Origin of the sequence: Chryseobacterium camelliae, assembly GCF_030818575.1 — a bacterium.
Taxonomy (GTDB): domain Bacteria; phylum Bacteroidota; class Bacteroidia; order Flavobacteriales; family Weeksellaceae; genus Chryseobacterium; species Chryseobacterium camelliae_A.
In genome coordinates, this window is record NZ_JAUTAL010000001.1 from 3,279,966 (window position 1) to 3,298,780 (window position 18,815).

At 43.0% G+C, this 18,815-nt stretch carries 22 protein-coding genes and 1 pseudogene; 21 read left to right on the top strand and 2 right to left on the bottom strand.

Annotated elements, in window-relative coordinates; all coding sequences use genetic code 11:
- Window positions 1-3 precede the first annotated feature (3 nt).
- The 21 genes and pseudogenes from QE404_RS14955 (at window position 4) to QE404_RS15055 (ending at window position 15,433) form a co-directional block, all read left to right on the top strand.
- Complete coding sequence (locus QE404_RS14955; protein WP_307453975.1) at window positions 4-567, top strand: hypothetical protein; 564 nt, start codon at window positions 4-6, stop codon at window positions 565-567.
- Window positions 539-916, top strand: a complete 378-nt coding sequence (locus tag QE404_RS14960) for a hypothetical protein (RefSeq protein ID WP_307453977.1) — start codon at window positions 539-541, stop codon at window positions 914-916. The genes QE404_RS14955 and QE404_RS14960 overlap by 29 nt, the downstream gene beginning before the upstream one ends.
- 1 nt (window position 917) lies before the next feature.
- Window positions 918-2,058, top strand: a pseudogene (locus tag QE404_RS14965) (beta-ketoacyl-ACP synthase III).
- Window positions 2,058-2,489, top strand: coding sequence for a hypothetical protein (locus tag QE404_RS14970; protein ID WP_307451783.1), 432 nt, complete (start codon window positions 2,058-2,060; stop codon window positions 2,487-2,489). Before QE404_RS14965 ends, QE404_RS14970 begins: the two are co-directional and overlap by 1 nt.
- A gap of 9 nt (window positions 2,490-2,498) precedes the next feature.
- The gene (locus QE404_RS14975) at window positions 2,499-2,942 is read left to right on the top strand and encodes an ABC transporter permease (protein ID WP_307451785.1); all 444 of its coding nucleotides are present in this window, start codon (window positions 2,499-2,501) and stop codon (window positions 2,940-2,942) included.
- 9 nt (window positions 2,943-2,951) lie between these two features.
- Window positions 2,952-3,356: a hypothetical protein gene (locus tag QE404_RS14980; protein WP_307451787.1), complete on the top strand. Its 405-nt coding sequence runs from the start codon at window positions 2,952-2,954 to the stop codon at window positions 3,354-3,356.
- 72 nt (window positions 3,357-3,428) lie between these two features.
- Window positions 3,429-4,424 carry a BtrH N-terminal domain-containing protein gene (locus QE404_RS14985; RefSeq protein ID WP_307451789.1) on the top strand — a complete coding sequence of 332 codons (996 nt, stop codon included), beginning with the start codon at window positions 3,429-3,431 and terminating at the stop codon, window positions 4,422-4,424.
- Between the two features lies 1 nt (window position 4,425).
- On the top strand, window positions 4,426-5,181 hold the full coding sequence (locus QE404_RS14990) for an ABC transporter ATP-binding protein (RefSeq protein ID WP_307451790.1): 756 nt from the start codon (window positions 4,426-4,428) through the stop codon (window positions 5,179-5,181).
- On the top strand, window positions 5,171-6,436 hold the full coding sequence (locus QE404_RS14995; RefSeq protein WP_307451792.1) for an ABC transporter permease: 1,266 nt from the start codon (window positions 5,171-5,173) through the stop codon (window positions 6,434-6,436). The genes QE404_RS14990 and QE404_RS14995 overlap by 11 nt, the downstream gene beginning before the upstream one ends.
- Window positions 6,437-6,440: 4 nt before the next feature.
- Window positions 6,441-6,875 carry an acyl-CoA thioesterase gene (locus QE404_RS15000; RefSeq protein ID WP_307451794.1) on the top strand — a complete coding sequence of 145 codons (435 nt, stop codon included), beginning with the start codon at window positions 6,441-6,443 and terminating at the stop codon, window positions 6,873-6,875.
- Entirely contained in the window at window positions 6,872-8,020 is a 1,149-nt protein-coding gene (locus QE404_RS15005; RefSeq protein WP_307451796.1) for a beta-ketoacyl synthase N-terminal-like domain-containing protein, read from the top strand. The genes QE404_RS15000 and QE404_RS15005 overlap by 4 nt, the downstream gene beginning before the upstream one ends.
- Window positions 8,017-8,556: a 3-oxoacyl-ACP synthase gene (locus QE404_RS15010; protein ID WP_307451798.1), complete on the top strand. Its 540-nt coding sequence runs from the start codon at window positions 8,017-8,019 to the stop codon at window positions 8,554-8,556. The genes QE404_RS15005 and QE404_RS15010 overlap by 4 nt, the downstream gene beginning before the upstream one ends.
- 160 nt (window positions 8,557-8,716) lie before the next feature.
- A complete protein-coding gene (locus QE404_RS15015; RefSeq protein WP_307451800.1) occupies window positions 8,717-8,974 on the top strand; it encodes a phosphopantetheine-binding protein in 258 nt (85 codons plus the stop codon).
- A gap of 7 nt (window positions 8,975-8,981) precedes the next feature.
- A complete protein-coding gene (locus QE404_RS15020) occupies window positions 8,982-10,181 on the top strand; it encodes a beta-ketoacyl-[acyl-carrier-protein] synthase family protein (RefSeq protein ID WP_307451802.1) in 1,200 nt (399 codons plus the stop codon).
- Window positions 10,178-11,245, top strand: a complete 1,068-nt coding sequence (locus QE404_RS15025) for a beta-ketoacyl synthase N-terminal-like domain-containing protein (RefSeq protein ID WP_307451804.1) — start codon at window positions 10,178-10,180, stop codon at window positions 11,243-11,245. The genes QE404_RS15020 and QE404_RS15025 overlap by 4 nt, the downstream gene beginning before the upstream one ends.
- A 22-nt stretch (window positions 11,246-11,267) precedes the next feature.
- Window positions 11,268-12,023: a polysaccharide deacetylase family protein gene (locus QE404_RS15030; protein WP_307451806.1), complete on the top strand. Its 756-nt coding sequence runs from the start codon at window positions 11,268-11,270 to the stop codon at window positions 12,021-12,023.
- Window positions 12,016-12,642, top strand: a complete 627-nt coding sequence (locus QE404_RS15035) for a LolA family protein (RefSeq protein WP_307451809.1) — start codon at window positions 12,016-12,018, stop codon at window positions 12,640-12,642. The genes QE404_RS15030 and QE404_RS15035 overlap by 8 nt, the downstream gene beginning before the upstream one ends.
- Window positions 12,608-13,243 (top strand): hypothetical protein, encoded by a 636-nt coding sequence (locus QE404_RS15040; RefSeq protein WP_307451811.1) that lies wholly within the window; start codon window positions 12,608-12,610, stop codon window positions 13,241-13,243. The genes QE404_RS15035 and QE404_RS15040 overlap by 35 nt, the downstream gene beginning before the upstream one ends.
- Window positions 13,244-13,362: 119 nt before the next feature.
- Window positions 13,363-13,743, top strand: a complete 381-nt coding sequence (locus QE404_RS15045; protein ID WP_307451813.1) for a 3-hydroxyacyl-ACP dehydratase — start codon at window positions 13,363-13,365, stop codon at window positions 13,741-13,743.
- The gene (locus QE404_RS15050; protein ID WP_307451815.1) at window positions 13,740-14,225 is read left to right on the top strand and encodes a hypothetical protein; all 486 of its coding nucleotides are present in this window, start codon (window positions 13,740-13,742) and stop codon (window positions 14,223-14,225) included. The genes QE404_RS15045 and QE404_RS15050 overlap by 4 nt, the downstream gene beginning before the upstream one ends.
- A gap of 5 nt (window positions 14,226-14,230) precedes the next feature.
- Window positions 14,231-15,433 (top strand): DUF2062 domain-containing protein, encoded by a 1,203-nt coding sequence (locus tag QE404_RS15055; protein ID WP_307451817.1) that lies wholly within the window; start codon window positions 14,231-14,233, stop codon window positions 15,431-15,433.
- 14 nt (window positions 15,434-15,447) lie between these two features.
- On the opposite strand, the gene QE404_RS15060 is transcribed toward QE404_RS15055, so the two are convergent.
- Window positions 15,448-17,100 carry a C45 family peptidase gene (locus tag QE404_RS15060; protein WP_307453408.1) on the bottom strand — a complete coding sequence of 551 codons (1,653 nt, stop codon included), beginning with the start codon at window positions 17,098-17,100 and terminating at the stop codon, window positions 15,448-15,450.
- 58 nt (window positions 17,101-17,158) lie between these two features.
- Window positions 17,159-18,694 carry a phytoene desaturase family protein gene (locus QE404_RS15065; RefSeq protein WP_307451818.1) on the bottom strand — a complete coding sequence of 512 codons (1,536 nt, stop codon included), beginning with the start codon at window positions 18,692-18,694 and terminating at the stop codon, window positions 17,159-17,161.
- Window positions 18,695-18,815: the final 121 nt, after the last annotated feature.

An 18,815-nucleotide genomic window follows, 5' to 3' on the forward strand; every position in this document is an offset into this window, starting at 1 on the left:
ATAATGAAGAAAAATATACTCGTCATCTATTATTCGCAGACCGGGCAACTGGAAGATATTGTAAAGAATATAGCCAGGCCTTTTGAAACCAAGGATGAGTACCAGGTGACGTATTATAATATACGCCTGAAAAAAGATTTTCCGTTTCCGTGGCCGGGTGATGTTTTCTTCAATACCTTTCCGGAATCTTACCTGCAGATCCCGAGTGAAATATACCCTCCGGAAGAGGAAGTGCTGAATACGCAGTTTGATCTGATACTTTTCGGATACCAGGTATGGTATCTTACGCCATCCATCCCGATCATCTCCTTCCTGAAGAGTCCTTATGCCGGGAATATCCTGAAGGGCAAGCCGGTGGTTACGATTTCCGGAACCAGAAATATGTGGATGCTTTCCCAGGAGAAACTCAAGGTATATCTGCGGGACCTCCAGGCAAAACTGGTAGGAAACATTGCTCTGGTAGACCGGCATGACAATTATACCAGTGTGCTTACCATTCTCCGCTGGCTTACGACAGGAAAAAAAAGAAAAATCCGGAATGCTGCCGGCTGCCGGAGTTTCGGATGAAGAAATTGCGGGATCCGTAAAGTATGGTGAAATTATTGAGAAACATTTCAGCGCCAATGAGCTGGAAACGCTGCAGCCTGACCTGGTGAAAAACGGTGCCGTGGAAATCCGCCCGTTCCTGGTGCGGGTGGAAAAAGTAGGCAATAAAATATTTACCGTATGGTCTAACCTGATTATCAGGAAAAAGGAGAAACGACCATTGCTCATTAAATTCTTTAAAGTATATTTGATGGCCGCGATATGGATTATTTCACCTATCGTACTGGTATTTCACATACTGTTAGCTCCTCTTCTGAGCTCAAAAAGAAGAAAACAAAAGGAATATTTACAAGGAATTAATTTAAAATAAAATGTACGACGTATTTATAACAAAAGCTTCAACATACTTACCGAATGAACCTGTTTCTAATGATGAAATGGAAACGTATCTGGGCTTGGTGAATGAGAAACCGTCTAAAGCAAGAGCTTTGATTTTAAGAAACAACAAGATTAAAACCAGATATTACGCATTGGATAAAAACGGTAAACCTACCCATACCAATGCACAGATTACGGCAAAAGCTGTTGAGGGACTTTTTGATGAAAATTTTACCCGACAGGATATGGAACTGCTGTCATGCGGAACCACTTCTGCAGACCAGATCCAGCCTTCACATGCCTCCATGGTGCATGGTGAGCTGGGCCTGAACAAATCCATTGAAATCAATACTTCCATGGGACTTTGCAACTCCGGGATGAACGCCCTGAATTACGGATTCCTTTCCGTAAAGGCAGGTGTTAAACAAAATGCAGTATGTGTAGGATCCGAAAGATTCTCATCATGGATGACGGCGGATAAATTCAACCATGAAGCAGAAAACCTGAAACTTCTGGAAGAAAGGCCTATCATTGCTTTTAAAAGGGAATTCCTAAGATGGATGCTTTCCGATGGGGCAGGAGCTTTCCTGCTGGAAAACAAAACCGCGTGAAAACGAAGTTTCATTAAGAATAGAGTTCATAGACTTTTATTCCTATGCCCATGAGATTGAAGCCTGTATGTACGCGGGATGCGAAAAGCAGGAAGACGGAAGCCTTAAATCCTGGGCAGACTACCCTTCCGATGAATGGCTTAAACAGTCTATTTTTGCACTTAAGCAGGATACGAAACTTTTAGATGAATATATCCTGGTGAAAGGCGCAGAAAGTCTTCGTGCATCTTTTGACAAGCACCAGCTGGATCCGGATAGTATAGATCATGTCCTCGCTCATATCTCTTCGGGATATTTCAAAGAAGGCCTGAAAGAAGAATTTGCCAAAAAAGGAATGGATTTCCCATGGGAAAAATGGTATTATAACCTTTCTGAGGTTGGAAACATCGGAGCCGGCTCTATTTTCATCGCCCTGGAGCAACTGATGAATTCAGGAACCCTAAAAAAAGGGGAAAGAGTACTGCTGTGCATTCCGGAAAGCGGAAGGTTTGCATATTCATGTGCCCTATTAACAGTTTGCTAATGGAAAAAACACTGCCTTCCGATAATCCTGCTTTTGTGGAAAGCCTGATCCCTCAAAGGGCTCCCTTTGTCATGGTCGATGAGCTTTCAGAATATTCCGAAACCCATCTTGTATCAGGATTCCGCATTAAAGAAGAAAATATTTTCGTGCAGGACGGAATTTTTCAGGCATCAGGACTGGTAGAGCATCAGGCTCAGAGTGTTGCCCTGCATACCGGATATAAATATTACCTTCTGGGGAAAGATGCGCCTACAGGATATATTGGGGCCATCAAATCCTTTGGAGCAGAGGTTCTGCCCAAAACGGGCGACCATCTCGTAACGGAAGTGACGATCCTGAGTGAAGTTATGGGGGTGACCCTGGTCAATGCCGTAACGAGGCTAGATAATGAGATCATAGCCAGCTCTCAGATGAAAACTGTTGTAAAATAATTGTAATCTATGGAGATCAGGGAAGAAAATATCATCAACATCCACCATTATCTGCCGCACCGTGAGCCTATGCTTATGGCAGATTATATCCTGGAACTAACCAAAGAAAAAGTGGTGACTTCCTTTGAAATTCTCAAAGACAATATTTTCGTCCATAACAATCACTTCATCGAGGCCGGACTGATTGAAAATGCAGCCCAAACCTGTTCCTCTATTATGGGGCAGAGTTTTTTTGAGCAGACCGGTACCGGAACCAAAGTAATAGGCTTCATCACCAGCATGAAGAAAATTGAGGTATTTACGCTGCCGAAAGTTGGCGATACCATTATTTCAAAAGCATCGCTGATTTCCCAGTTTGAAAATATATGCCATATTTTTTGTGAAACATTTGTAGGTGATGAATTACTGCTCAGGGCAGAGATTAATTTATTTATTCAGCAAATACAACACTAACTGAAACCGATGAGAAAACAAGACCTTCCTCAGGATGAAAGCAACATGAAATCGGCAAACATGACCGAAGTTTTGTATGTTATCGATGAGAATGATCAGTATACTACTGCCAACAGCATTGGCTGGGAAGCAAAAAAACTGGCACTGGACGAATCCATGGAGCTCATTCATGAAAGGATAGAAGAAGCAAGACAAAATGTAGCCCAGAATAAGGTAAGCCCGGTCATCTACTTTATGGAACTGAATAAAATGGACCTCAGCGTGCTGGCAGCCTACGTAGGTATGTGGCAATGGCGCGTAAAAAGGCATACCAAACCAAAAACATTTAAAACATTAAGCGATACCATACTGAAAAAATATGCCGATGCTTTCGGGATTTCGGTAGAAGAATTGAAAAACTTCGACGGTAAATAAACACGCCGGATACTAATATGCAATCTGTTATGAAATATAAACATCCGGCTATACAACCCCAACAAGATAAGAATGAAACTGAACTTCGAACACCATCAGACTGCTCATTGCGAAAACGGTGTCGCCTCCAATCTACTGCTTAATAAAGGCTTACATCTCAGCGAACCTATGATATTCGGAATCGGATCCGGGTTGTTCTTTGTATACCTTCCGTTCCTGAAAGTTAATTTCGCTCCCGGGTTTAGCTACCGTCCCATGCCAGGCGCCATCTTCACCAAAGCAGCTAAACGGCTGGGAATCAAAATTAAAAGACAAAAATTTTCAAATCCCGAAGAGGCCAGAAAAGCCTTAGAAAAAAACCTGGAAAACAATATTCCTACCGGTCTTCAGGTAGGTGTATTCAACCTCACCTACTTTCCGGAGGAATATAAGTTTCATTTCAATGCCCACAACCTGGTGGTATACGGAAAGGAAGACGGACGTTTCCTGATCAGCGATCCGGTAATGGATTATGTCACATCTCTTTCTGAAGCGGAGCTGGAAAAGGTACGGTATGCCAAAGGAGCCCTTCCCCCGAAAGGCCATATGTATTACCCTACCTACATTCCGGAAAAGGTTGACCTGGAGAAAGCCATTATCAAAGGGATTAAAGATACATGTAAAAATATGCTGGCTCCGGTTCCTATCATCGGGGTGAAAGCAATGAGGTGGGTTGCCAGAAGCATTCCTAAGTGGGCAGAAAAAAAAGGGACTAAGGAAACCAATCATTACCTTGGCCAGCTGATCCGTATGCAGGAAGAAATCGGAACCGGCGGCGGCGGATTCCGTTTTATTTACGGTGCCTTTTTGCAGGAAGCCGCAGATATTCTTAAAAATGAGCAGCTGCGCGAGCTTTCCAAAGAGATTACCATGATCGGTGATCTATGGAGGGACTTTGCCGTAGACATTGCCCGGGTGTATAAAAACAGGAATTCCAAAAGCAACATCTACCAGGAGCTTTCCAAATCCATGCTTCATATTGCTGACCTGGAAGAAGCTTTTTACAAAAAACTGAGCAAAGCAGTCTGATATGGCAGAAAATAGTATAGAGATCAGAAACCTGTATAAAAAATACAAAAACTCTGACGAGTTTTCTGTTAATGATATTTCATTGGATATCGGAAGCAATGAGATTTATGGAATCCTGGGGCCAAATGGCGCGGGCAAAACCACACTCATCTCCATGCTTTCCGGCCTGATACAGCCTACATCAGGACATTTTACGATCCATGGATGGTCTCCGCAGAAAAATAATTCCACCATAAAGCAGATCATCGGGATTGTTCCTCAGGAATATGCCCTCTATCCTACCCTTACAGCAAAAGAAAACCTAATGTTTTTCGGCAGCCTGTACGGGTTGAAACATAAAACGCTTCACAACAGCATCGATACAGCATTGGAAAGAATGGGGCTTTCTAAATTTGCGGATAAGAAAATCGAACAGTTTTCCGGAGGCATGAAACGCAGGTGCAACCTTATTGCGGCCACCCTTCATCAGCCTAAGGTCCTTTTCCTGGATGAGCCGACGGTAGGTGTGGATGTACAGTCTAAAAAAGTAATCATAGATTACCTTCAGGAGCTTAACCATGCAGGAACCTGCATCATCTATACCTCCCATCACCTTTCGGAAGCGGAAGAATTCTGTACTAAAATCGCCATTATAGACGGAGGGAAGATTCATGCGGTAGGAACACCGGCGGATCTGATTAACCGTGTGCCTCATGCGGAAAACCTGGAGGACGTTTTTATTTCATTAACCGGTAAAGAACTGAGAGATGTTGTATAAGCTTTGGAGGACTTTCCTGAAAGAAATTCTCTTGCTGAAAAGAGATATAGGCGGCATTGTGATTATTTTCGTCATGCCCCTGCTGCTGATTGTAACCATCACCCTGATCCAGGATTCCACCTTTAAAAATCTTGAAGGTACCCGGATTCCTATAATTTTCATTGATAATGACCGTTCCGAAGTTTCAAAAAGCATACGGCAGGAACTGGAAAAAAGCAAAAGTTTCGAACTTAAAACTCAATTTACCGAAGCTTCAGCCCGGAATGCCGTATTTTCAGGGGAATATCAGATGGCAATTGTGATCCCGGAGAATCTTACGAATGCCCTTAATACGACTATTGATACCAAAGTGCAGAAAATCGTAAGTTCATTCGGTCTTGAAACGGATGCCGCAACCCATCAGATACCTTCTGTACAAACCAAAGAAATCCACCTGTATTTTGATCCGGCGATCAATTCAGGATTCCGGAATTCCGTTATGAGTGCGGTGAATAAGATGGTTTTTGAAATCGAGAACAAAAAGATTTACAAAGCATTCCAGGAACAGCTGGGGACAACGGAAAACCTGGAAGAGAATAAGAACCTGATTGCGTTTAAGGAAATTACACCCCCGAGGAATAATGGTGAGGCCATACCGAATTCAGTACAACATAATGTACCGGCCTGGACGCTTTTCGCTATTTTCTTCATTGTAGTTCCGCTGTCGATCAATTTAGTTAAAGAAAAAAGTCAGGGGACAAGTGTTAGGGTACGCATCAGCCCTACTCCCTACTATATCCATATTTTAGGGAAAACATTCACCTACCTTATCATCTGTGTGATTCAGTTCCTGCTGATGGTGGCAGTAGGAATCTATCTTTTCCCGTACATGGATCTGCCGGCATTCGATGTTTCAGGAAAAATGTTCCCGCTGATGATCGTGACCTTAGCCGCCGGACTTGCCGCTATTGGTTTCGGGGTGTTATTGGGTACCATTGCAGACACTCAGGAACAATCTGCCCCTTTCGGAGCCACTTCCGTGGTTGTGCTGGCGGCAGTAGGAGGAATCTGGGTTCCTGTTTTCCTCATGCCTGAATTCATGCAGCATATCGCCCGTTTTTCTCCGATGAACTGGGGACTGAATGCCTATTATGATATTATCCTCCGCAATAGCGGCATCAGCAGCATTGCTACGGAACTGATCTTATTAATCCTGTTTTATCTCGTGATGGTAAGCCTGTCCATTATATATGAACGGAAACTCCACCGGGTCTGAACTAATGAATTTAAAGAAAGAAATGAATACCTTATCCTGTACGGAAGAAGTAAGAGTACGGTTCAATGAGACGGATCCTCTGGGAATCGTCTGGCACGGGCATTATATTGTATATTTTGAAGACGGCAGGGAAGCTTTCGGCCGTGAACACGGGCTTACCTATCTTGATATACAGAAAGCAGGGTATGTAACTCCGATCGTAAAGAGTACCTGTGAGCATTTTTTGCCTCTGAAATATGGAGAAACGTTCAGGATTGTGACTACATTCGTAAATTCGGTTTCTGCCAAGCTGATTTACCGGTATGAACTTTTTAATACTGAAAACCAACTGGTATGCACCGGGGAAACCATTCAGGTGTTTCTGGATGCGGACGGAAACCTCTGTTTGTATAACCCTGAATTCTTTCAGGCCTGGAAAGACCGTATGGGATTATCATGAAAAAGCAGACATTCATCACAGACTATAATTGTGTAACGCCTCTGGGCTTTGACACAGCCTCTAACTGGGAAAACCTGATCTCAGGTAATTCAGGAATTGCCCCGCATCCTGGTATGGGAAATCAGGGATCCTTTTATGCTTCCATCATCCCAGATGAAAGGCTAAACGAAGAATTCGATACATATTTCGATCATGCAGATTTTACCCGGCTGGAAAAAATGCTGTTGTTATCCCTGAAACCCCTGGTTGAAAGGCATCGTATTACAGAACATACGGGACTGATATTGTCTACAACGAAGGGAAATATCACCCTGCTTAAGAACCAGCCGCAACTTCCGGAAGGCGCATACCTTTCCGTGCTTGCCCAAAAGATTGCTGATCATTTCGGGTTTGCCACAAAACCTGTCGTCATTTCCAATGCCTGTGTATCGGGGGTTATGGCAGTGGCTGTAGCGAAAAACATGATTGCAGCCGGCAGGTTTGCCGATGCTTTTGTCATCGCCGGCGATGAGGTCTCGGAATTTGTGCTTTCAGGATTCAACTCCTTCCAGGCTATTGCACCAGAGCCCTGTAAACCTTATGATGCGTCACGGAACGGCATTAACCTAGGAGAGGCAGCTGCGGCAGCTTATGTCACTTCATCACCTCCAGGTACTGCACAGTTATGCTTTAAAATATTGGGAGATTCATCGGTTAACGATGCCAATCATATTTCCGGACCTTCAAGAACCGGTGACGGCTTATATGCCAGCATCACCCATGCCATGAAGGAGGCAGGCATAACCCCTGAAGCCATCGATTTTATTTCCGCACACGGAACCGCAACCCTTTATAATGATGAAATGGAATCCATTGCATTCGGCAGAGCGGGATTGCAGAGTACGCCTTTGCACAGCCTTAAAGGATTTTACGGGCACTGCCTGGGAGCTTCGGGGCTGCTGGAAAGCATCATAGCAATGGAAAGTGCCCTGCGCGGCACGCTCATTAAATCGAAAAACTTTCAGGCAAACGGAGTATCCGGGACACTGGATATCCTTAGGGAAAACCGTCCTGCAGGGATTACCCGGATCCTTAAAACAGCCTCAGGATTCGGAGGCTGCAACGCTGCTCTTGTCCTGGAAAAACGTTCAACACCAAGCGTATGAAGAAAACCGATATCTGTACCATAGCCGGATCAGCCATAACGGTAAACGGCGAAGTGATTTTCAAAAGTGAAGCAAAGGATTTTTCAGACTTTGCCAAAGAAGCTTATAAAACCCTGGAAATCAACTATCCTAAATTCCACAAAATGGACGCTTTGAGCAAGCTTGCTTTTCTGGGTGCCGAAATGCTTCTTAAAGATCAGGATAATAACCGGACCGCGCTGGTTTTTGCAAACAGGTCATCCAGCCTGGATACCGATGTCAAATACCAGGAAAGCATCAATTCAAAAGAGCAGTACTTTCCGAGCCCTGCTGTTTTTGTGTATACGCTGCCCAATATCTGTACAGGGGAAATATGCATCAGGCATAAGATGCAGACAGAGAACGCCTTCTTTGTTCTGGATGAATTTGATGAAGATTTCATGCATACCTATTCAGAGCAGCTGCTGGAATCCGGAAAAGCGGAAAAAGTACTGTGCGGCTGGATAGAACTTTATAAAGAAAGTTATAATGCTTTCGTATATTTGCTTACATTATAAATTTGATAATTGAAAACGGGCTCATTTTGAGAATGTAAATACTGCAATGAGCGTACAAAAATCATTAAGAAAGTATCTTTAATTTAAAACCCACGTATAAGATATAGTTTTAATCCACTTTCAGATTATCTAATTAACCTATTTTCAAATTAAAATCTTTATGGAAAATTTAAGAGAAGAATTAAAACACAAAATCATTGAAGTCCTTAATCTTGAAGACGTTGCCGTAGAAGAGATCCAGGATACCGATCCTTTATTCGGAGGCGGGCTTGGGCTGGATTCTATTGATGCCCTTGAACTGATCGTTCTTTTGGACAAAGATTACGGCATCAAACTTTCCGACCCTAAAAAAGGAAAAGAAATTTTCCAGTCTATCGATACGATGGCTAAATTTATTGAAGAAAACAGAACAAAATAAATAAGTAATGGGCGGAAAAATTGCCATTACGGGAATGGGCATCATTTCCTCCATCGGTCATAACGTGGAGGAAAATTTTATTTCTTTACAATCCGGGAAACATGGTATTTCTGATATTGAACTCTTTGAAACCCGCCATGCAGGAACCATAAAGACCGGGGAAATCAAACTGTCTAATGAAGACCTGATCCGGAAACTGGGCCTGCCTGAAAACAATAACCTGACCAGAACAGCTTTACTGGGCATCTGGGCGGCAAGAGAAGCGGTTGAAAAAGCAGGGATTTCAGATATCAATGAATGCAGGACCGGGCTGATCTCCTCTACAAGCGTGGGGGGAATGGATATCACAGAAAACTTCTTCTACACCTACGAAAACCATCCTGAGAAAATAAAATACATCGATGCACATGATGCTGGCAATTCCTCACTGGCTATCGCAGAAGATCTGGGGCTGAAAGGAATGGTTTCCACGATCAGTACCGCATGTTCATCCGCAGCCAACGCCATTATGATGGGGGCCAAACTCATCAAAAGCGGCGTACTGGACCGGGTAATTGTGGGCGGCACAGATTCTCTCTCCAAATTTACCCTGAATGGTTTTAATACCCTGATGATCCTCACCGATTCCTATAATACGCCTTTCGACCAAAACAGAAAAGGGCTTAACCTGGGTGAAGCTGCCGCTTTTCTGGTGCTGGAATCTGATGAAGCGGTAAAAAAAGACCATAAAAAAGTCTTAGGCTACCTTTCCGGATACGGAAATGCCAATGATGCCCATCACCAGACCGCATCTTCTGAAAACGGGCAGGGCGCTTACCTTGCCATGCAGAAGGCCTTACAGGTTTCCGGGCTGGCCAGGGAAGATATTGATTACATCAATGTGCACGGAACTGCCACACCTAACAATGATTTATCTGAAGGCATTGCCATGATCAGGATATTCGGGGAAGGCCTTGTGCCGGAATTCAGCTCTACTAAGGCGTTTACCGGACATACACTTGCCGCCGCCGCAGGGATTGAAGCCGTATTCTCACTTTTGGCCATACAACACAATACCATTTTTCCGAACCTGAATTTCACCACCAAAATGGAAGAGTTCGACCTCATCCCCGTTACTGAACGGAAAGATAAAAGCATCCGCCATGTGCTGTCCAATTCTTTTGGATTCGGCGGGAACTGTTCCACTTTAATTTTTTCAGAATCATGAGTTCCGTTTATATCAACAGCGCAGCCTGCATCTCAGCCCAGGAAACCCTGAAGGAAGGTTTTATGAATCACCTTCAGCTACAGAACGCAGAGCAGATTTTGCAGGCTATAGAACCCAATTATAAAGAATTTATTCCTCCTGCCATGATCAGGCGGATGTCCAAAACGGTAAAAATGAGTACCGTAGCAGCACATTATGCTTTAAAGGAAGCAGGGATTGACCAGCCGGACGCCATTATCGTGGGTACGGGGATGGGATGCTGCCAGGATTCTGAAAAGTTCCTGAAAAATGTCATAGACAATCATGAGGAATTCCTGACCCCTACGTATTTCATCCAGTCTACCCATAATACAGTAGCAGGGCAAATCACGCTGGGGATTCAGTGCCATGCCTATAATTTCACCTATGTGAACACGTCTTCTGCTCTGGAATTTTCATTTCTGGACGCCAAACTCCAGATCAATGACGGTGAGGCAGAAAATATCCTTACAGGTTCTACAGACGAGAAAACAGACCGTGTAATGGAACTTCATAGGCTGAACGGAAGCCTGAAAAAAGAAGAAAACCTCCCTGCTGACCACCTTCATTCAGATACTGATGGGGTAACCTGGGGAGAAGGAGCCAGCTTTTTTGTCCTGGGCAAAAGTAAATCTGAAAGTACCTATGCTGAACTGAAGGATATTAAGATCATCAATACGCTGAAGGCTGAGGAAACCTCCGAATTTATCACACAGTTTTTAGCTCAAAACCATATCGGTCCCCATGATATTGATGCTGTAATCTTGGGCTTCAGCGGTGATGCTGCTTCGGATATTTTTTATACAGAAGCGGTGAAAATTTTCCCGGATTCTGCATTGCTGTACTATAAACACCTGAGCGGCGAATTCAATACATCCAGCGGATTTTCAGTGTTCATGGCTTGCCATATCCTTAAAGAACAGCTGATCCCGGAAATAATGAGGATCAACACTGTACCAAAGAACGGCATTAAAAATGTGCTCTTATACAATCATCTGAAAGGGCATGACCATAGCCTCATGCTGCTGCAAAAAGCTGATTCTTAACTGATTTAATGATATTCAAAATATGAAACATTACCTGTTTATCCTGTTTTACCTGTTCTGCAACCTGTTTATCTATGGGTTTAAGGGAGGATTCTGGGTATATGTGTTCTGCTTCATATGGTTCTCAGCTGTGGTCATCTGGGCTTCTTTTGACATCCGGCTGGGGTATTTTGTGAACAGTATCACCCATAAAAGAACAAAAAAGAAAGAAATTGCACTGACTTTTGATGACGGCCCTACCGAATTTACCCAGGTTGTCCTTGACCTGCTTCATGAACATCAGCTCAAGGCTACATTTTTCTGCATCGGCAAGCAGGTTGAAAAATATCCTGAAATATTCAGGAGGATTATTTCGGAAGGCCACACAATAGGAAACCATACCTACAGCCATTCCAAATCCACAGGATTTCTATCCGCTGCTGCTATGACGGAAGAGATCAAGCATTGCGATGCAGCTATGGTCAGAACCGGAAATATTAAGACCCCATTATATCGACCTCCGTTCGGAGTAACCAATCCTAATATTGCCAAAGCTATTAAAAGGACCGGTAAAAAAAGTATCGGATGGAATGTGCGTTCGCTGGATACGGTAACTGAACATGCTCCGGCTATTTACAGAAGGATTGTAAAAAGAATCCGTCCCGGAAGCATTGTGCTCCTTCATGACACTTCAGAAAAAACAACCCTTGTCCTGAAAGATTTATTATTATTTTTGAAGGATAAAAAGTATAATACGTACACCATCGATTCACTCATCAAACCGGAATATCATGATTAAAAATATGGCTTTAGGAATTGTATTCCTTTTCTCAGGATTTGCCTCTGCGCAAAATACAGCAATGACTGGTACTGAAGCAAAAGCTTTTGTGGCCAAAGTTTCAGCAGAGAGCCGGCAGATCAAAACCCTGCAGAGCGACTTTACCCAGACCAAGAAAATGGATTTCCTGGATAAGAGCATCGTAACCCAGGGAAGGATGTCGCTGAAAGCCCCAAATACGCTGAACTGGAAATATACCAAGCCTTACCAGTATGCCATTGTTTTCAAAGACAATAAGATTTTCATCAATGACCAGGGGAAAAAATCTTCGGTAGATGCCAAAAGTAAAACCTTTGAAAAGATCAATAAGCTGATTGTAGGAAGCTCTAACGGACAGATGTTCAATGACCCGGAATTTACGGTGTCCTATTTTAAGAACAACGGCTTCAATATCGCAAAATTCACACCCAGATCTTCCCAGCTCCTGAAATACATCAAACAGATTGAGCTCTATTTCCCTAAAAACCAGTCAACGGTTTCACAGGTAAATATGCTGGAAGCCTCTGGGGATACTACCAACATCGTTTTTAAAAATACCAAGACCAATGCACCGGTTCCTGCGTCAGAGTTTTCTTTATAGCATTCTGTTTTTAGGGCTGATCAGCTGTACGACTTATAAGCTTTCAGATGTAAAGCCGGCCTCTGATACACTGAAAACTGCGGAGAACCTTTATTTTTCTTCCGGAGAAGATTATGTGTATAAGTGCCAGATGGATATTTACAGCAACCATGTCAGCGGAATCCTCATCATTAAAAAAACGGAAAACGGTGCTCACCGTGTAGCCCTTACTTCCGATTTCGGCAATAAACTGATTGATTTCACCATTTCCGATACGGATTTTAAAATCAACTATGTTATTCCTGATCTGGATAGGAAAATCATAATCAACTTCCTGAAAAATGATTTCCGAAAGCTACTGAAAAGACAGTATCCTGTAAATCAGACTTTTGAAAACGAACAATTCAGGATTTATATGTCAAAAGCCGGCAGGGAACAATACTATCTCTTCTTTGATAAAGAGACAAACATGCTGAGACAGATTGTATACACTGAAAAAGACCGTGAAAAAATTGATTTTACTTTCGGTGCAAAAAAACATATCTTCGCAGACAGTATACAGCTACAGCACAGGGATTATAAAATCAGCATCCGATTATTTCAGATCTCAGAAACAGAATAGGCACATGAGGAAACTATACTTTTTTATCTCTGATGTTTTGCTCATGCATTTATTCGTTCACGCTACTAGTAAGCCGGGAAATAAGCAGGAGCCTGTAGCTTAATCTTAAAAACAACCGTATGCAAAGCATTTTTACAGACTTTTATACAGTACAGTCAACCGAAAAAACAGAAAACGGCCATTTTACCGCCCGCATCATACTCAATAAAGACCATGATATCTTCAAGGGGCATTTTCCCGGTAATCCGGTTACTCCGGGAGTATGCATGATGCAGATTATAAAAGAAATTACTGAAGAATATACCGGGGCCAGGCTGTTTCTTAAATCGGCATCCAATGTAAAGTTCATGGCCATCATCAATCCGTTTGAAACTCCGGAACTCCTTTTGCAACTTGATATTTCGGAACATGAAAAGGATGTTAAGGTAAAAAATGTCACGACCTTTGGCGAGACTATTGCATTAAAAATGTCAGTACATTATCAAAAATTAGCATCATGAAATTCATTTTCTCAATTATAGCGGCATTGGTCTTTTTTTTCCAGACTTCGGAGATTGAATCTTTGCGGTACAGTTACGCCAAAGCCAATCAGTCTACGGCCAATACCAGAGCATTCATCAATGTAGCGGATAAACAGTCTGGATCAGATCCTGTTATCCTCGGGTATAAAGCTGCTGCGCAGATTATGGAAGCCAAGGTAACCACGGAAAAAGGGAAGCGCAAAATGTTTGTCAAAGCCGGAGCCACGAGCCTTGAAAATGTGATCAAAAGCAATCCGAATAACCTCGAGTTAAGGCTGATCCGTTTGAGTGTACAGGAAAACATCCCTAAAATTGTCGGATACCATAAAAACATGAATGAAGACAAAGCGTTCATCCTGAGCAACTACAGCAAACAGAACAGCAGTCTCAAAAGCTATATCAAAAGGTTCGCCTCACAGTCTAAAACCATAACTGATACAGAACGTTCAGCCCTTAAGTAATCGCCATGACCCTCCCTGAAGTTCGGCACTTCATTTCTGAAAAGAAGATCTGTGTCCTTATTCCTACCTACAACAATGCAAAGACCCTGCAGAGGGTTATTGACGGCGTTCTTGTCTATACGGAAAGCATTATTATCGTAAATGACGGTTCTACAGATGCCACACCCGGTATCTTAGCAGGATATCCTGATGTTGTGGTCATCCATCTTCCGGTAAACAAAGGGAAAGGCAATGCCCTGAAGACAGGTTTTAGGACTGCTCAGACTACAGGTTATGATTATGCCATCACTATTGATTCAGACGGGCAGCATTATCCGGATGACATTCCGGTATTTGTTGAAGCTCTTTTGAAAGAAAATGAAGACCTGCTGCTGATTGGTAACCGAAATATGTCCCAGGACGGAATTCCTAAAAAAAGCAGTTTCGGGAACCGGTTTTCTAATTTCTGGTTCTGGTTTGAAACAGGCATCAGGCTGGAAGATACCCAGTCCGGCTACCGTCTTTACCCTTTACACAAAATACCGAAGAAGTATTTTACCCCGAAATTTGAGTTTGAGATTGAGATCATCGTACGTTCCGCATGGATGCATATCCCTGTAAAAAACGTACCGGTAAAGGTCTTGTATGACCCGGCAGAAAGGGTATCCCATTTCAGGCCCTTCAAGGATTTTACCCGTATCAGCATCCTGAATACCATTCTGGTTGCTATAGCGCTGGTTTACATTATTCCCAGAAGGTTTGTGCATAATTTCAGGAAGAAAAGTTTTAAGCGGTTTATTAAAGAGGATGTTCTGGAAAGTGATGGCAGCAACCGTATCAAGGCATTTTCTGTGGCATTGGGAGTTTTCGTAGGCCTGTCGCCACTGTGGGGATTTCATACATTGCTGGTAATTTCGTTATCCGTATTGTTCAAGCTGAATAAGGTACTGGCTTTCATGGCTTCAAACGTGAGCCTTCCGCCTTTTATTCCTTTTATCATCGCTGCTTCATTATTCCTGGGTGCACCGTTTGTACAAGGTGACAGCAGCATTGTGAACGATGAGCTGAATTTTGAGCTTGTTAAGAGCCATCTGCTTCAGTATATCATAGGGAGTTTCATTCTCGCTACCGTATTGTCTGCCGTCTCAGGAGTGGTAACGTTTGTTCTGCTGAACAGGATAAGCCCGGATGCTGATGAACCGTTTAGCAAGTCGCATCCTGCTGAATAAGTTTCTTCCGATGATCATTTTAGCTTCCTGAGCGTCTTCTTCAGGTATTTTTCTGTATTTTCCTTATCCGGAACCGTAGTAATTTCTTTGGTAAGGGCTTTTTCAAATTCTGTTTTTGCTTTTGCGTATTCGCCTCTTTCAAAATAGTACCTTCCGGCACGCTCGTACACCAGCCAGAAATCAGGATTTAAGGATTGATAATGCGCAATCCATTCCTCATTGAGTTCTGCCTCTGTATGATGGATTGCTTTTTCAATGACCGGACTGAGTGTTTTGTATTCCTGGTACTTCTTAAAATCTGAAGTCCGGACAAACGGATCCTCCGCAATGGTCATTCCGGGTACAGAAAAGCCGCCCTCCTTGGATTTTCCGGAAAAGATTTTGTTGAGGTCATAACAGACAAATTCACCCAGCTGATATGGATTGGAAGATACCCAAACCAGTCTTTTTTCAGGTGAGAATATAACGGCATGATGAGCGATGAGCTGATTGATCGCCTTTTCATTACCATATCCTAACGCACGGTCTTTCAACCCTGACCGGTCTCTCAGCAAAGCCGCCATTTTTTCGGGGTTCAGGGTCCTGTTTTTTTCCATAAGCTCCTGAAGCTTCTCATACCGGTACTCTGAATGGCTCTCAAGGATGTGTTTTTGGTTTCTTTTATCATGAGCATATGCATCCGACTGGAAATGGTTCGTACAGAAAAGTTTATCCGAATTTTCAGCCTGATATACTCCGAAATTATCCGGTGATACCTCAATGATCACGGCTTTCCGGTCATGGGCGCTTCCAACCAATATGGATTCGGAAACAAATACCTTTCTCTTTCTGGCAATGGCTATAGCCTGATCGATGGTTTCGGCATATTGAAGGATCTCCCTGGTGACGAATGAAATCGGTGTTTTTGCTGTTAAAGGGATTTTGGATTTTCCTGCATTGATGGTAACGGTAATTCCGGATTTATTCATCCCTGAAACCACGCCGATCATTCCGGGCCAGCTGACTGAAAGGTAGGGAATCCCCCGGTCCGGCTCCACAAATTCAACCACTTTATTCTGTGCGAAGTCATCCCCTACATAAAAATCGAAATTCCTTCCGATCAATAAGTTGCCGTCATCCGTATACTGGTCCCAGACAGCCACGGAAGTGCAGCCCACCATAGCCAGGTCCTGCAGGGCATGGCCGATATCATGGGCACCATGCAGGTAGAGGTTCCTGAGGTATTTCGGGGCTATAAAATTGTAGCGGTCCGATGAGTAGCGGGACAGGCCGTAGAGTTCTGCCTGGTAGTCTTCACGGACGTTCAGGTACATTTTCCTGTTATACCATTTCAGGAATCCACGCAACAGTTTTTGCCTGAATTTAGAAGGTACGAATCCTTCTATCTTGGAAAAGAAAATTTCTTCCTGCTTCTGCATCAATGGCTGGGTAAGCGCGCCATTATTATACCCTAATTCCAGAGGATTTCCTTTGATATACAGTTCCCAGAGCTGCTGTTTATTTTTGGTAAGGTAGTTTTCCCTGAAACTGAAGGTGGAATCATTAATCCGCCTTACCTCAGGAACCTCAGCAGAATAGGCACTGATATCCGGGATATGGTGCACCGATCTGGAAACGCCGCAGGAACTCAGCATCCATAACAAAGAAAAAATGGTTACCATATGCATCACGTAACCTAACCGGCTGAAAGACCGGCCATATAGTTTTTTGCTACGATGCAGAGGTCTACTGTTTATCATAACTGCCCTTTAATGCATTTAAACGCTCACTTATCAGTTCTTTCCCGAGAATTTCAGCACAGGTACCGAAAGCCCCGATGGTAACCCCGAGAATGCCGTGCATATTTACCGATTGCCCTGTAAGAAACAGGTTATCAATCTTCGTTCTGGGTGAAACCATTGTTTTCAGCGGATTTTCCGAATTTTTAAGGTATCCGTACATATTGCCTTCAAAGCTTCCGATATAATCCCGGTAAGACAGCGGCGAAGAAGTATATACATGATCTATACATTGCCTGATGTCAGGTATTTTTTTCTCTAAAGCACCAATCATAGCTTCTGCTTTTTCCTTTTTGAAATGCTCATAGGCTTCTCCCCGGGAATGTTCATGAACAACCGTATTTACAGTATCTTCCCACTGTTTCACCTCTTCAAAATCCATATAGGAAATGGCTGTAAGGCTTTCCGCAAACTCCGGGTTAGTTCTGGAAGACGTACAGGAAAGCATGTAGTTTTCAGGCCATTGTTCTTTACGGTACCGGAATGCATTCCACACACTGTCTTCTGATGCGTAATGGTATACGTTATGATTGAAATGACGAATTGACTTAGGTTTCAGCACCATGTAGACACTGAAGCATGAAGACGTAGGTTCCCAGCTCATAATCCTGTTTAAAAAGGATTTCTTGAGCCTTTTTTCGCCAATGAGCTTAACCGCAGCACGGATATCTACATTGGAAATAAACTGTTTGGCAGTGAATACTTTTCCGCCAGTGGTTTTCGCTGCCCTCAAGATATTCCATTCATCAAAAACCAGTTCTGACACTTCAGTATGTTTATACACTTCCGCTCCGTATTCCCTTAATTTCCGGATGAGCAGCCTGGAAATCTGGCTTCCGCCTTTTACGCATTTATAGGCACTTTGCATATATGAGTTGACCGTAAGAGCATGCACATAAAAAGGAACATCCTCAGAATTTCCGGCATATAGGAAATTGGCCCCTAACAATACGGATTGCAGTTTTTTATCTGATGTAATGGATTCTATGAATCTTCTTGTATTAAGATGGAGCACTTCTTCATTGTACTGTTCTTTAACAGCAAGGTTATAAAGCGGGAACTGACTGCATACGTACCGGATTCCTTCACAGTAGTTTTCTATATTTTCTTTTTCTGCCGGAAAATAATGAGATAGCTGGGCTATGAAATTCTCATATCCCTGGGCATGCGGATATGCAGTTGCTTCTTCGCCAAAAGTAATATGGTCATAACCGTCTTCATCCATTTGATGGATCTCAAGATCATCCATAATTTCCAGATAGGAAAAATACCGATGAAGGTTCTGGCCTTCCGAAAGACCCCCGAGATAGTGTACACCGGTATCAAAAATTTTTTTATTCCTTGAAAAAGTCTGGAGATTTCCTCCATACTGGTTGTTTTTTTCCAGGATAACGACTTTCATTCCTTCCTTAGCCAGAATGAGTGCAGAAACAAGGCCCCCAAGGCCGCTGCCGATCACCAGTATGTCGTATTCTTTTTTCAATACATCTGTTTTGTTCTGCTAAATTACAATTTTAAATGGTCGGATATCTGCAGCCCGACCTGAATGGAGCTCTTTTTTATCTCCGGGTATCGGGCAGGGAATAAAAAAGCGGGAATGGAGG